Raw genomic sequence first — 13,793 nt, 5'->3', positions numbered from 1 at the left:
TCTCGGCGTTTCAATGATTTGCCCTAACGGTCGCCAAACATATCTCCTAGGCCGCCGAGTACCGAGCCCTCACCTTTACTTCCGCCAAAGCCGGCTGCTTGCGTGATTCTGTTTGCCAGTCGTGAAAAGGGTAGGCTTTGTAAGTAGACGGTCCCTGGACCGCGCAATGTCGCCAAGAACAAACCTTCGCCCCCAAACACCATCGACTTAAGATTCCCGGATCGTTCAATGTTGTAATCAACTCCACTCGTAAATGCGGCAAGGCAGCCGGTGTCTACACGAAGCGTTTCTCCAACATTTAGTTCCCGTTTAATCACAGTGCCACCGACGTGGATAAATGCTTTTCCATCACCTCGTAAGCGTTGAAGAATAAACCCCTCGCCGCCGAAAAAGCCAGTCCCAAGTTTTCGTTGGAATGCGATATCCACGGACGTACCAAACGCCGCGCATAGGAAGGCATCCTTTTGGCAAATCAGCTCGCCTTCGACCTCGTTCATGTCGACTGGAATAATTTTTCCTGGATAGGGGGCGGCGAAAGCCACTCGTTTTTTGCCAGAACCCGTATTGCTAAAGTGAGTCATAAAAATGGATTCGCCAGTCAAAACGCGTTTACCCACGTTTAATAGAGAATCCATAACGCCTGATGAGGGCTTGGAACCGTCTCCCATTTTAGTCTCAAAAGTGATGCCATCCTCCATGTAGTTCATGGCTCCAGCTTCAGCGATGACCGTTTCACTCGGATCGAGTTCGACTTCGACCACTTGCATGTCATCGCCAAAGATCTCGTAATCAACTTCATGGCATTTCATTGTTATCTCCTTTCTATCGTTCTAAGTGTAATATCTAAATTGCTGTGGTAGCGTCAATCGCGCATCGGGGTTACGGATATAGTAGAGGATATTTTTCGAATGTTCTACGTCGCGATTGTTTGGTAACTACTTGGCCTTAATACTTTGGGCTTTGATATTACTTTCCGTGTTGGGAGAGAGCCGTGATTGTGTGTTTTAATAGGTGACCTCAGAACCCAATTTCTCACTTTTACTTTTATGAGTCATTCGACACACACGTATCTAGATGATGATCGCAATGCATCAATTTTAATCAATATTAATGGCGAATTGTTTCCGCGAGAGGACGCTAAGGTGTCTGTATTTGATTCTGCATTTATGTTAGGCGACGGAGTTTGGGAAGGACTTCGAGTTCATAATGGCAAGGTCGCATTTCTTAAAACACACTTGGATCGTTTGTACGCAGGAGCGAAGGCATTGGACTTTCATCCTGGGGTGACACAAGAAGTATTACTTGGCCGTATAAATCGAACGTTAGAAGCAAATGAAATGTCAGATGGGGTGCACCTTCGCTTAATGGTAAGCCGAGGTACAAAATCAACGCCCTATCAAGATCCGCGTGTGACCATATCAGCGCCAACGATTGTCATCATACCGGAATACAAGGAGGCCCTGCCTGAAACCGTCACTAAGGGCATCGACCTTTTTACGGTTCACGTTCGTCGTGGTTTCCCCGATGTTCAAGACCCTAAGTTAAACAGTCATTCAAAAATAAACTGCATACTTGCTTGTATTCAAGCGACGAAAGCGGGCGCATCAGAAGCCTTGATGCTCGATCCTCACGGTTTCGTGGCAACCTGTAACAGCACACATTTTTTTATTGTTAAGGGGGACAGAGTTATTACGTCAACCGGGCAGTATTGTATTGATGGCGTTACTCGAGGTGCTGTTTTGACCGTGTGTCGCGAGAGCGGAATAGAGTGGGCTGAAACCAACTTCTCATTATCGGACGTCTACAGTGCCGATGAGGCATTTGTGACCGGAACGTTTGCTGGGTTGGTGCCAGTTACCAGTGTCGATGGACGTGTTATTGGGGATATGGATTTAACGGCAGATGATCGGCGAGGCCCTATGGTCACCAAATTGCAGAGTTTATACAAAGCGCTGTTGGATCGAGATTGCCAATAACAATGAGCAGGAAACTTAAGCGAATTGCCATGTGGTCTGGTCCTAGGAATATTTCAACCGCATTAATGCGTTCTTGGGAAAATCGGCCAGATACCTGCGTTGTTGATGAACCTTTCTATGCGTGCTATTTGGCATCCACCCAGATTAGACACCCAATGCAAGATGAGGTTTTGGCCAGTCAATCCTCTGATTGGGATGAGGTGATTAGCAAGGCGCTGTCGGCCAGCGAGCCAGGCCATCTTAGGATTCAATATCAGAAACACATGACCCAGCACATGGTTGGCAAAATCGACAAGCCGTGGTTTGCTTCTTTGAGTCACGCTTTTTTAATTCGACATCCTGCTGATGTTGTCGTTTCCTATCGAGCGAAGCGGAATGAGGTGACGGCCGCTGATATCGGATTTGAACAACAAAGTCGGTTGTTCGACTTGGTCTGTGATTTGAGTGAGCAGCCACCTCCGGTTGTTGATTCGAAAGACATTCTGCTTAACCCTGAATTGACGTTACGAAAACTGTGCGGTGCACTTGAGGTTCCATTTTTCGAACAAATGCTTCATTGGCCTGCTGGCTCACGAGCCAGCGATGGTGTTTGGGCGTCTCATTGGTATCAAAATGTCGAACGCTCTACAGGGTTTGCAGAATATCGGCATAAAACGCGAACCCTAACTGATGCTGAACAACGTGTTGTTGATGACTGCTTGCCATTCTATTTAGCGTTGAAAAAGTACTGCCTGTAATTTTAATATCCCGTTGTTTTTAAGCCTCAAATCGAGTGCCTTTCTTCGACTTTTTTCTACCATTAAAGCGTGAGGCTAAAATTTTAAGCTGAAAAAAGAATGTTCTTGCGTTACGCTCTCTATTTACAGGTTTGTAAATAGACTGTGATTGTCCTCATTTATAATTGGATTGAACAGAGTCTAATGATGCGATTTGTATGACTTGGCAGCCCCCCCCCTTATTAGGAAGATGTGCTCCATTTTGGGTAGGCTTCTAAGAGAAAGATTAACTTTGCCGTAATTCAACGTTTTTGAAAGTTACTGGGTAAGGTAATAAATGCTGACTATTATTGGATTTAGAATGTATGACGACTCTTAAGTCAAAATTGGATATCAGTTCAGAAAGCTTTCAGCGGAATGAAAAAGCGATGGTGGAAGCGATATCTGAGTTTCGAGCGATTGAGAAGCGTGTCGCTGACACGGCTAAAGCTAAGGAGGCTCGATACCGTAAGCGTGGCTTACTTTCGCCTAAGGAACGCTTAGGCCATTTGCTCGATGCAGGCGCACCATTTTTAGAGCTTTCGACGCTGTGTGGCTATTTGCAGGAAGGCGACAAGGATGGCTCTGATGCCGGTGGCCACATGATTGGAGGCCTAGGTTATGTTGAAGGTGTGCTTTGCGTTGTGTTGGTAGACGACTATCTAACCAAGGGGGGCACACTCACCAAACTTGGTGGCGAAAAGCGTCGGCGCCTAATGACACTTGCAATGAACCACAAATTACCATTGCTCTCATTGTCGCAATCAGGTGGAGGAGATTTAACGTCGTTGGGAGACTGGTTTGGCTTTTCGGGGGCGGCGTTCGCGTTGCAATGCCGTTTGTCTGCACAAGGTATTCCTCAGATCTCGGTGGTGCATGGCAGCGCAACTGCTGGAGGCGCTTATCAGCCAGGTCTATCGGACTACGTTATCATGGTTCGAAACCAATCGACTGTGTATTTGGCAGGCCCGCCACTATTGAAAGCCGCAACAGGAGAAATTGCCACGGATGAAGAAATTGGCGGTGCTGAAATGCATGCTCAAATTGCGGGCACGGCAGACTACATTGCCGAGAACGATGCGGATGGAATACGCCTAGCACGTGAAGTCACTGCCAAGCTAAATTGGGATCGTGGATCGAATGACCTTAAAGAGTACGCTGAACCTAACTATGACAGCAAAGAACTTCTTGGTGTGGTACCTGAAGACCCGCGGACACCATACGATGTAAGAGAGATCTTGGCTCGCATTGCCGACGGGTCAGATTTTGTTGAATTTAAAGCGGAGTACGATATTGGCACCGTTTGTGGTCATATTGATATCTTCGGTATTTCCTGTGGGGTGATTGGAAATAATGCTCCAATTACGGCTAAGGGCGCGGCCAAGGCAGGACAATTTGTTCAGCTGTGTGAGCAGAGCGGGACACCATTGGTGTTCTTACACAATACCACTGGATTCATTGTTGGCACGGAATCTGAGCAAGCTGGAATAATTAAGCACGGCGCCAAAATGATTCAAGCAGTAACTAACTCTACGGTTGATAAGATCAGCATCATCGTTGGTGGCTCATATGGTGCGGGAAACTACGCAATGTGTGGTCGAGGTATTGATCCCAATTTTATTTTTGCTTGGCCTCGCAGTGTTGTGTCTGTTATGGGCCCTGCGCAGGCTGGCAGTGTTGTTCGGACCGTTGCTGAGGCTAAAATGAAGCGCTTGGGAGTGGTTGACGAGACTAAATTAGAACAGATCGAAAATGGGACTAAAGCCGCGATGGAAGCGCGTTCAGGCGCCTTGGTTAACTCTGCGCGGTTGTGGGATGACGGATTGATAGACCCGCGCGATACGCGGGCTATTCTGGGGTTCGCACTGCAGGTTTGTCGAGATGGTCGTTTACGGAAAACCAGAAAAACAACGTTTGGAGTAGGTCGTTTATGAATACGTTGCCGCATTGTGAGCACCTTCTACTGAGCCATGAGGAAGGAATCTTAACCATTGAACTGAACCGACCCGAAAAGAAAAATGCCATGAGTGCACAAACGGTGTTTGAGCTCTCGAGCGTTTTCGATTCGATAAAAGATGATAGGACCGTAAGAGGGGTGGTTTTGCGTGGTTCGCATGGCAACTTTTGTGCTGGCGGTGATATTTCGGGAATGCGTGACTCTAGGATAAATTCGAACGCAGCTGATTTACCGGATAATAGCGGCATGGTGCGGGATGAAAGCTGGCATTTCAATCGATCGTTTGGACACTTGATCACCGCAGTAAATCAAGCACCTCAGGTGACTGTTTGTGTGCTTGAAGGCGCTGTTTTAGGTGGCGGGCTGGGGCTGGCATGCGTTTGCGATGTGGCAATAACCAGTAACGACGCGATGTTTGCGATGCCGGAAACTGGCTTGGGTATTATTCCAGCGCAAATAGCGCCGTTTGTGGTGGCTAGAATTGGTTTAACTCAAGCTCGTCGATTGGCGTTGTTAGGTGAACGGATTAACGGGCAACAAGCCTTGGATCTAGGGCTTGTTCATCAGGTCGTATTCAATGCTGAAGGTATGGTTGAGGCGTTAGACAATACGTTAAAAATGTTGCGCAAATGTGCTCCGCAAGCCACGGCAATCACTAAAGCATTATTGATAGACGCAAGTAAGCCCATCAGAGAACTTGAGTCCTTTTTAGATCGAGCTTCCGATGATTTCTCTAAGGCGTTAAAGGCGGACGAAGGCAAAGAGGGTACACAAGCCTTTGTCGATAAGAGAAAGCCTAACTGGCAGCTCTGATTGAAGCGACAGACAGGGTGCTAATGAACGAATTTCGAGCACAATTAAAATGAAAAAAATAGATAAGATTCTCATAGCAAACCGAGGAGAAATCGCGGTTAGAGTCATACGTTCAGCACGAGAGCTTGGCTGTCAGTCAGTGGCGGTTTATAGTCAGCCAGACTCTCAATCTCTTCATGTTCAGCTTGCTGACGAGGCTATTCTTCTATCAGGGGAGCTGGCAGGTGACACTTACCTCGATATCGACAAAATTATTGACGCGGCACTTTTGAGTGGTGCGGACGCCATACATCCTGGTTATGGTTTTTTGTCTGAGAATGCTCGTTTTGCCGAGCGTTGTGAGTCAGATGGTATTACGTTTATTGGTCCATCAGCCGATGTAATAAAGCTAATGGGTTCAAAGAGGCAGTCCAAGATTGCGATGCTTAATGCTGGCGTACCGTGCATTCAAGGATATCAAGGCATCGCACAAGGTGATCAAGAGCTGGAGTTTGAGGCCAAAAAAATTGGTACACCGCTGATGATTAAGGCTTCTGCTGGGGGTGGTGGTCGCGGAATGCGTCTTGTGCATGATATTGATAATTTCTCTCAAGAACTTAGGTCTGCGAAACAAGAGGCGTTGAATGCGTTTGGCTCGGATGAGGTAATTCTAGAAGCCGCTGTGATTAAACCTCGGCACATAGAAATTCAAATATTTGCCGATCAACATGGAAACGTCGTGCATCTAGGAGAACGAGATTGTTCGATTCAACGGCGCCATCAAAAAGTGGTCGAAGAAGCACCCTCGCCATTCATGACCGAGTCACTTCGTGACGCTATGGGGGCCGCGGCTGTGAACGCGGCCAAAGCATGTGGGTACGTAGGCGCAGGCACGGTGGAATTTTTGGTAAGCGAAGATCAGGCGTTTTATTTCTTGGAAATGAATACACGCTTACAGGTTGAGCACCCAGTCACCGAATTGATCACTGGCATCGATATGGTCGCCTGGCAAATAGCCGTTGCCGCCGGTGAAACGCTGCCCTTGTCGCAGTCAGAGATAAGCTTGAAAGGCCATGCAGTTGAAGTAAGGGTGTACGCTGAAGACCCTCGTCACAACTTTATGCCGCAAACGGGCACCATCTGGAAATGGAGTGTGCCAATCTCTGACAGCTATCGAGTCGACAGTGGTATTGGGATTGGACAACGTGTTTCTGCATATTACGATCCAATGCTAGCAAAGCTGGTAGCTTTCGGAGCTTCAAGGAATCAAGCCATTGAAAACTTAATGTGGTGTTTGGATAGAACCGTATTGCTTGGTTTGGAAAATAACCTTAGTTTTCTGCGTGATGTCGTAAGTAAGGAGAATTTTAAACAAGGTAGTGTGACGACTTCTTTTTTGCTCGATAACTACTCCGATGGGGTTTTTCAAAAGATTGAAGCGCCAAGTGAAGACCTTGCATTAGCTGGAGCGCTCATGCATCGCTCACAGCAAATTGGCGGAAGGCAGAGCGGCTTGAATTGGCGGAACGCGACAACACTAGAAAAACACATCGTATTAGAATATTACGGTAAAAGTCATACTATTTCGGTGTCGAACGAGAACCAAATATACCGAGTCAGGCTGATTACGGGTGGCTCAAATGTCGAAGCTGATATTGAATATGTCTTTGAGATCTCTCCGTCGCGAGAGAACGCGGCCACTTCTGTTTCATATTTAGGGGTGCTGAGGACGATTCACCATCACGTCAACGGCTCAGAACTTTTTCTACAGACGCCAAATGGCCATTTTTCCTTCACCGACCAAACTTATCAACCTGCCAGCAAAGACAGCAGCCGTGGAGATGAAAACGTGACCGCGATCATGGACGGCGCGGTTGTTGAATTGAATGTTTCCGTTGGAGACTATGTCGAGGTAGATCAGGTCGTTGGGTCATTAGAAGCAATGAAAATGATTCACACGATGAAAGCATCGATCAATGGAGTGGTTGATCAAATTTCTGTCAGTGTGGGTCAACAAGTGAAAGCTCGAGAAGTGATAGCAATAATAAAGGAGCCTTCTTAATGTCAATTCGAATTGGCGGTGCGTCTGCATTCTATGGTGATAGCCAATTGGCGGCACGCCAATTAGTTGATCACGGCAACATCGATTATTTGGTGTTCGATTACTTAGCTGAAGTGACGATGGCTTTGCTGGCGCAAGTAAAGATTAAGAATCCCGATGCTGGGTTTGCGGCTGATTTTGTTTCCGTCGCAATGCAAGATGTACTTGAGGACTGTGCCAAGAAGGGCGTGAAAATAATCGCTAATGCCGGAGGCGTAAATGTCTCAAGTTGTGTTAAGGCGGTCCGTGCATTGTGTGAAAGTAAGGGACTGGAACTCAGTATTGCCGGTGTTTCTGGGGACGATTTAACCGCGACTCGAGACGAGTATAAGGAAGGTGAAATGCTGGATATGGAGTCTGAAGAGGCTCTGCCGTCATCTCCTATTAGTATGAATGCCTATTTGGGAGCTGTGCCTATAAAGGAGGCGCTTGACGCTGGAGCTGACATAGTAATTACCGGTCGCGTAGTAGATAGCGCCGTCACGTTAGGCCCGTTAATGCATGAGTTCGGGTGGTCTGAAAATGAATATGACTTACTGGCTCAGGGGTCACTGTGCGGGCATGTAATAGAGTGCGGCGCACAGTGTACGGGCGGCAATTTTACGGATTGGCACCTTGTTCCTGACTTTTCGACTATTGGTTACCCAGTCGCTGAGATTCATGAGTCTGGCGAGTTTACGATCTCTTTACCAAAACAGAGTTCAGGTTTGGTAAATATTGGGTCTGTCAGCGAACAGATAGTTTACGAAATTGGAGACCCGGCTAATTATCTACTGCCTGATGTTGCCTGCGATTTCAGTAATGTCAAGGTTGAGCAAGAGGGTGATAATGTCGTTCGTGTGACGGGAGCGAAAGGCAGGCCGCCTGGAAATCGCTACAAAGTATGTACCACGTGGATAGATGGCTATCGATTGCTGGGGTCGTTCTACATGGCTGGCCCGAGATCCGTTGATAAAGCTCAAACTGCGTTGAATGCATGGGTTAAACGGACACAAAAGGTGTTCGCTGAGCGAGGTTGGGAAGACTATAGAAATGTCAGTCTCGGCGTGATCGGTTCCGAAGGGAATTATGGTGCTAGAAGTTTAGGTCAGGACAACCGGGAAGTGATGGGCAAGTTCGGATTGCATCATAATAGTAAAGCGGCGTTGATGTTTGCATCAATGGAAATGGCGTACTTGGCCACTTCCGGACCACCCGCAATGTCTGGCTTTGGTTCAGGGCGTGTTCGACCCCAGCCTTTGATAAAGATTCACTCTAGTTTGATAGACAAGTCCAGAGTACCGATTACCATTACTGTGGATGATCAGAGGTTAGAAGATCGAATTTACTCATCTTCATCAAGTGAAATGATTACTGGTCCGAGCCCCAAATCACATGGTGCTTCCTCACTAATAGAAGTTTCTGATTCAGGCGACACTGTTTTGGTTCCCCTAGAGGCTTTGGCGTACGGCCGAAGTGGCGATAAAGGGGACAATGCCAATATTGGCATTATTAGTAGAAAGCCAGTTTTTTTAGAACTCATTATCCAACAAGTTACTGAAGAAGCGGTGTCTGAGTATTTTTCACATTTGCTTGAAGGGCAGACAAGACGTTACTTTATGCCTGGAATCAACGCCGTAAACTTTTTACTTACTAAGGCTTTGGGTGGTGGAGGAACGGCCTCAATTCGAATTGACTCTCAGGCCAAAACATACGCTCAAATGTTGCTGTCTCTTCCTATAGCGGTGCCAAAAAAGATGGCAAAAGAATACGGTTTATCCTGAAAAGAAGGTCATTTAAAAGACCAAAAACCGTGGCCTCTATCGATGCCTTGTGTTGACACTATAGATGTTGTGTTGAGTCGACTAATGATTCGCCCCAATCTAAAAATTTTCCGAACAATTCTTGTTGGTTTTTAACGCCAAGCTTGGCGTAGGCGTTTTTTCGATGGCTTTTTAGCGTAGGCAGAGAGATTCCCAGAGTGACGCAAATGGATTTTCCCGAGTGACCTTTGAGGATCAACTGAGTCACTTGGTTTTCGCGTTTGGTTAATTGTTCGTTAGCGAATTTTTCAAGCTGATTCTCCAACCTCCTTTGAGTAGGCTGCGTTTCGATATCAGTTGTTGTTAAAGAGTGTTGTGCCAGAGTATCCATCGCGATAGAAAAGAGCGGGAAAAAAGCGTGTAACGTACTGATGGTTGCGTCGGTAAAACCGCCCAACGAGGCAGGTTGTGCAAAACTGATTTCTACCATTGTGTTGTCAGAGAGCCGGCTGACCATCACTAATTCTTCGAGTTTGGCAGGCCAACCAGTAGTCAAAAAACCGATTTCTTCTTCTGAATCAGGCGACAGATTTTGCTGTGTTGATTCATTGCTAAGATGCCAATGATCTGGCGCTAAGTCGCGCATTCGATAGACGCCAGACTCCATGCCATTTAGGAACGCGTTGTATACAGGGTTTAATAGGTAGGTGGTTTTGATATACCTTTGAACAGCCTCTTTTTCAGCGATGCCTTGGTAGGTGTCTTCTAAGTAGAGAGGCGCAAAATGTTTGCGGTTAATAACGCAAAGCGCAGCCCGAAACGGGACAATTGACCGCGCGGCTTCTATTAGCGAAAAGGCATTGGGTGGTGTTCGAATTGCTTCCGACAAAAAATTGCTTAGTGTTGATATGTGCTCTAACTTGAGGTGGTCCATGATCAGTGCATTTTAATGATAAGGGTCAATTAGGCCGCTGAAACTATGGCATTCTTATGACAGCTTGTAGTTTTAGTGATTAATATCATCCTTTGGGATGATTGTGCGAGTATCTCTCCAAGCTCTAAAATAGAGAAGCGAAAAATTATTAGTAATTCGATTGAGAGTCGGTGAAATGAAGATAGAACCTTTTGGAGTTGAGCTATGGATGAACGAGTTCGAAACGAAGTGCACGTACAACTTAGCTGAAACTTGCGTTGAGAGCATTACAGTCGCGGAACTGTTGGACATGACGGGACACTCATCAAGCACGATAGAAGATTTGCTCACGCTAAAACTAACGTACGGTCCAATTGAAGGCAGTGATCGTTTAAGGCGTGCGATTGCCTCGCTGTACTCCAATCAATCAGCTCAGAATGCGTTAGTAACTCATGGAACAATTGGCGCGAATTCCTTAGTTCATCAAACGCTGGTTTCCCGTGGTGACAGAGTGGTTGCGATTGTTCCAACGTATCAGCAACATTATTCAATACCCGCGAGTATTGGGGCTGAGGTGCATCAGTTACACTTGAAAGAAGAAGACAATTTTCTTCCCAACTTAGATGAATTGAAACGCTTGGTAACGGCCGATACTAAGTTAATTGCCGTAACCAATCCCAATAACCCTACTGGTAGTTTGATAGAAAGACCGATGTGGGAGCAAATCGTCCAAATCGCCAGAGAAGCTGATGCTTGGTTATTGTGTGATGAGGTCTACAGAGGGGTAGATCAATCGGGTGATGGTGCTTCGTGCTCCATTGCTGATATCTATGAGAAAGGCATAAGTACGGCCAGTATGTCTAAGGTTTATTCTTTGGCTGGTTTACGTTTAGGTTGGTTGGTTGCTCCTAAGCAAGTCGTGGATGCGGTCATGATTCATCGAGATTACAACACGATATCAGTGGGAATGATCAATGACTATCTGGCCACTCTCGCGTTGGAAAACCAGCAAGAACTTTTGAAAAGAAGTAGACAAATCACACGCGAAAACCTCACATTACTGGAAGCATGGGTTGAAACCCAACCGCTCATCACATGGGTAAAACCTCGTTCGGGAACTACCTGTTTACTCAGGTGCCAGCTAGACATGCCGTCCAGAGAGTTTTGCGTGCGACTATTACAGGAAACAGGCGTGATGCTCACACCCGGTTCGGCAATGGGGATGGAGGGATACGTCAGGATTGGCTTTGCAAATGACAGTGAAGTATTGCGCAAAGGATTAGAGCTTGTTTCAACATTTCTAACAACGAAAACATAGTGCTTGTCTGGGGATTCTTTCGTATGACTAAACCGGCAAGCTTAATGTGACGCGCAGTCCGGTGGGCCGCTTGTTTTCAATGACTAGTTTGCCGCCGTCGGTGTGTAATATGGTTTCCGTTATGGATAAGCCTAGGCCTGTGCCGCCGGTTTTTTTATTTCTTGATGGTTCAAGCCGAACAAACGGTTTAATAGCATCATCAATTTTTTCCTCTGGAATCCCCGGCCCATCATCTTCGATGAAAATCGAGAAGCGATCATCGGCAATATGGTAGCTAACCCGAGCCATTCCTGCGTACTTTAACGCATTGCCGATCACGTTTGTTATTGCCCGTTTTAGGCTCAACCGACGGATGTTTAGAATTACCCCAGTGTTCGTGCAAAGGACGACGTTATGGCCTTGGTCAGAAAAGTCACTCACTATGCTGGTTAGTAACGCATGAATATCCACTTGAGCCAAAGGTTCGATACTTGAGGTATTCTTGGACCAGCTTAGAATTTCTTCGGTCATCAAACTCATGTCGTTGATGGTGGCAATAAACTTCTCTCGCTGATCATTATCCGGGATCATTTCTGACCTGATTCTCAGTGAGGTTAATGGGGTTCGTAAATCATGGCCTACCGCTCGAAGCATTGTGTTTTGAGTTTCAATGGTTCGTGTTAATCGGCGCTGCATGCGATTAAAGGCTTGGGCTGCTTGCCTTATGTCGGCTGGGCCATCTTCGCTTAGCTGGCTTGGTTCTTGGCCCCTACCAAACTCATCAGCCGCTTCGGTAAACTTTGACAGAGGACGTGTTATCCGGCGCATAAAGAACATTAAACTCACTAGCGTAATGATGAACAGTGTTGTTGTCGCTGCAAGGATTCTAGGCGTTAAGGCTTCCATCGGCGGATGTGGAATGATCGCGTTAAACCAACGGTTTGCACCAAGTTGGATGGAGACCATCAAGTGTGCTTCACTCGGGTTTACTGAAGGCTTTCTGGCTTTTGGAGGTGGGCCTTTGCCTCGCGGGCCACGAAAGCTTTTTCTCGGTGGCCGGCGGACGTCTTGTGCTTCTTGTTTTTGTAGTTCATAACTGTAGCGAGAGTTAGCGGGGACTAAGGTTAACTGCAGAGATTCGTGTCGTATGCCGTATTTTTCCAGAGTCTGTTTGGCTTTACTTTCGTAAGATGCGAGTCTGAGGTCTGCATTTATCAAGTTCGCCCTGGATGTCGTTGAGATGAATGCTCGCCCGTCTCCGATCTCTCTTCTGCGCAGTTCAAAAGGGATTTGAATGCGGTCTAAGTTTGGAATTCGACTAAGCGTTCTAGCGACATTTTCGCTTGCTGATTCAACCAAATTGGCTTTGGCACGTAATCGGTGTTCGCCGACCAAAATTGCGAGATTTATCAATTGTGCAACCAACAATACAAAGCTCATGATGGCTAAAGTTTGGCTGGTGATAGTCTTTGGGTACAAGCGGGTGAAAAATTTCATTTTCGACTAACGCTAACAGATCTTCTAATTTGGCGTCTGTGGGTTGAACTTATATCCTCCCCCCCAGACGGTCTGTATGTAGATAGGTTTTGAGACATCGGGCTCGATTTTTCTTCTTAAGCGACTGATCATATTATCTATGCTTCGTTCATACGGAAAAGATTCTCTGCCTTGCGTGAGTGAGATAAGGTCATCCCGAGATAGTATCTTGTTAGGGGAAGCGATTAATGCCTTAAGTAGCTTGAATTCACCTGTACTTAGCATAACGATGGTCTCATCATCGCCCAGCAGTTCGCCAAGGTCGTGATTTAGGCGCCATTGGCCAAATCGACTTATTGACGAGCGTGTTTTGTCTATCGGTAAATCTGTTCTTCGCAAGACGGCTCTGATTCTCGCTATCAACTCTCTTGGATTGAATGGTTTTCCCAAGTAATCATCGGCACCGAGTTCTAGCCCCACAATGCGGTCTGTGTCATCGGTTAGTGCCGTTAACAGTATGATTGGTGTGTGCTTATCTTTGGAAAGGGTTCTGCATACATCCAAACCGCTTTCGCCGGGCATCATCACGTCTAATACCATGAGGTCTATCTTTTGAGTGGCAAGCAATTCATACGCTTGACTCGCACTGTCAGCACCAATGGTATTAAATCCGTTGCGCTCTAAGTGTTCACACAGTGGTTCCCGAATATCCGCTTCGTCGTCCACGATGAGTATCGTTTTATTGTCTGCCGCCATTATTATTTGGACCTAATGAGATTTTTCT

Annotated in this window: 11 protein-coding genes; 7 read left to right on the top strand and 4 right to left on the bottom strand. The window is 46.5% G+C overall.

The features are described from left to right. Positions 1 to 23: 23 nt before the first annotated feature. Positions 24 to 809, bottom strand: coding sequence for a TIGR00266 family protein (locus tag ABWW54_RS01560; RefSeq protein WP_353409406.1), 786 nt, complete (start codon positions 807 to 809; stop codon positions 24 to 26). 237 nt (positions 810 to 1,046) lie between these two features. Here ABWW54_RS01560 and ABWW54_RS01555 point away from each other — a divergent pair, with 237 nt between their 5' ends. From ABWW54_RS01555 to ABWW54_RS01530, 6 genes are all read left to right on the top strand, one after another. Then, positions 1,047 to 1,976, top strand: a complete 930-nt coding sequence (locus ABWW54_RS01555; protein WP_353409404.1) for an aminotransferase class IV — start codon at positions 1,047 to 1,049, stop codon at positions 1,974 to 1,976. Positions 1,977 to 1,978: 2 nt separating this feature from the next. Further along, positions 1,979 to 2,713, top strand: a complete 735-nt coding sequence (locus ABWW54_RS01550; protein ID WP_353409402.1) for a sulfotransferase-like domain-containing protein — start codon at positions 1,979 to 1,981, stop codon at positions 2,711 to 2,713. Between the two features lie 344 nt (positions 2,714 to 3,057). Next, the gene (locus ABWW54_RS01545; RefSeq protein WP_353409400.1) at positions 3,058 to 4,665 is read left to right on the top strand and encodes an acyl-CoA carboxylase subunit beta; all 1,608 of its coding nucleotides are present in this window, start codon (positions 3,058 to 3,060) and stop codon (positions 4,663 to 4,665) included. Further along, positions 4,662 to 5,501 carry an enoyl-CoA hydratase/isomerase family protein gene (locus ABWW54_RS01540; RefSeq protein ID WP_353409398.1) on the top strand — a complete coding sequence of 280 codons (840 nt, stop codon included), beginning with the start codon at positions 4,662 to 4,664 and terminating at the stop codon, positions 5,499 to 5,501. The genes ABWW54_RS01545 and ABWW54_RS01540 overlap by 4 nt, the downstream gene beginning before the upstream one ends. Positions 5,502 to 5,550: 49 nt before the next feature. Continuing rightward, positions 5,551 to 7,542 (top strand): acetyl/propionyl/methylcrotonyl-CoA carboxylase subunit alpha, encoded by a 1,992-nt coding sequence (locus ABWW54_RS01535; protein WP_353409396.1) that lies wholly within the window; start codon positions 5,551 to 5,553, stop codon positions 7,540 to 7,542. Further along, complete coding sequence (locus tag ABWW54_RS01530; RefSeq protein ID WP_353409394.1) at positions 7,542 to 9,344, top strand: acyclic terpene utilization AtuA family protein; 1,803 nt, start codon at positions 7,542 to 7,544, stop codon at positions 9,342 to 9,344. The genes ABWW54_RS01535 and ABWW54_RS01530 overlap by 1 nt, the downstream gene beginning before the upstream one ends. Before the next feature lie 58 nt (positions 9,345 to 9,402). Here the strand turns inward: ABWW54_RS01530 and ABWW54_RS01525 are convergent, their stop codons facing one another. Continuing rightward, entirely contained in the window at positions 9,403 to 10,257 is an 855-nt protein-coding gene (locus ABWW54_RS01525; RefSeq protein ID WP_353409392.1) for a helix-turn-helix transcriptional regulator, read from the bottom strand. 175 nt (positions 10,258 to 10,432) lie between these two features. On the opposite strand from ABWW54_RS01525, the gene ABWW54_RS01520 reads away from it, so the two are divergent. Continuing rightward, positions 10,433 to 11,554 carry an aminotransferase gene (locus tag ABWW54_RS01520; RefSeq protein WP_353409390.1) on the top strand — a complete coding sequence of 374 codons (1,122 nt, stop codon included), beginning with the start codon at positions 10,433 to 10,435 and terminating at the stop codon, positions 11,552 to 11,554. 27 nt (positions 11,555 to 11,581) lie between these two features. Here ABWW54_RS01520 and ABWW54_RS01515 read toward each other — a convergent pair whose 3' ends face one another. Together ABWW54_RS01515 and ABWW54_RS01510 are read right to left on the bottom strand one after the other, a co-directional pair. Next, positions 11,582 to 13,030, bottom strand: a complete 1,449-nt coding sequence (locus ABWW54_RS01515) for an ATP-binding protein (RefSeq protein WP_353409388.1) — start codon at positions 13,028 to 13,030, stop codon at positions 11,582 to 11,584. Positions 13,031 to 13,054: 24 nt separating this feature from the next. Then, entirely contained in the window at positions 13,055 to 13,765 is a 711-nt protein-coding gene (locus ABWW54_RS01510; RefSeq protein WP_353409386.1) for a response regulator, read from the bottom strand. Positions 13,766 to 13,793 lie beyond the last annotated feature (28 nt).

Origin of the sequence: Arenicella sp. 4NH20-0111, from assembly GCF_040366405.1 — a bacterium.
In the GTDB taxonomy this organism is placed as follows: domain Bacteria; phylum Pseudomonadota; class Gammaproteobacteria; order Arenicellales; family Arenicellaceae; genus Arenicella.
The sequence above is the reverse complement of the archived record's forward strand: the minus strand, read 5'-3'. Positions and strand labels throughout refer to the sequence as shown.

Excerpts from the sequence above, each read along its gene's own strand:
- ABWW54_RS01555 (WP_353409404.1), top strand. The coding sequence starts at position 1,047 with ATGAGTCATTCGACACACACGTATCTAGATGATGATCGCAATGCATCA.
- ABWW54_RS01560 (WP_353409406.1), bottom strand. The coding sequence starts at position 809 with ATGAAATGCCATGAAGTTGATTACGAGATCTTTGGCGATGACATGCAA.
- ABWW54_RS01515 (WP_353409388.1), bottom strand. The coding sequence starts at position 13,030 with ATGAAATTTTTCACCCGCTTGTACCCAAAGACTATCACCAGCCAAACT.
- ABWW54_RS01535 (WP_353409396.1), top strand. The coding sequence starts at position 5,551 with ATGAAAAAAATAGATAAGATTCTCATAGCAAACCGAGGAGAAATCGCG.
- ABWW54_RS01550 (WP_353409402.1), top strand. The coding sequence starts at position 1,979 with ATGAGCAGGAAACTTAAGCGAATTGCCATGTGGTCTGGTCCTAGGAAT.
- ABWW54_RS01545 (WP_353409400.1), top strand. The coding sequence starts at position 3,058 with ATGACGACTCTTAAGTCAAAATTGGATATCAGTTCAGAAAGCTTTCAG.
- ABWW54_RS01540 (WP_353409398.1), top strand. The coding sequence starts at position 4,662 with ATGAATACGTTGCCGCATTGTGAGCACCTTCTACTGAGCCATGAGGAA.
- ABWW54_RS01525 (WP_353409392.1), bottom strand. The coding sequence starts at position 10,257 with ATGGACCACCTCAAGTTAGAGCACATATCAACACTAAGCAATTTTTTG.
- ABWW54_RS01510 (WP_353409386.1), bottom strand. The coding sequence starts at position 13,765 with ATGGCGGCAGACAATAAAACGATACTCATCGTGGACGACGAAGCGGAT.
- ABWW54_RS01530 (WP_353409394.1), top strand. The coding sequence starts at position 7,542 with ATGTCAATTCGAATTGGCGGTGCGTCTGCATTCTATGGTGATAGCCAA.
- ABWW54_RS01520 (WP_353409390.1), top strand. The coding sequence starts at position 10,433 with ATGAAGATAGAACCTTTTGGAGTTGAGCTATGGATGAACGAGTTCGAA.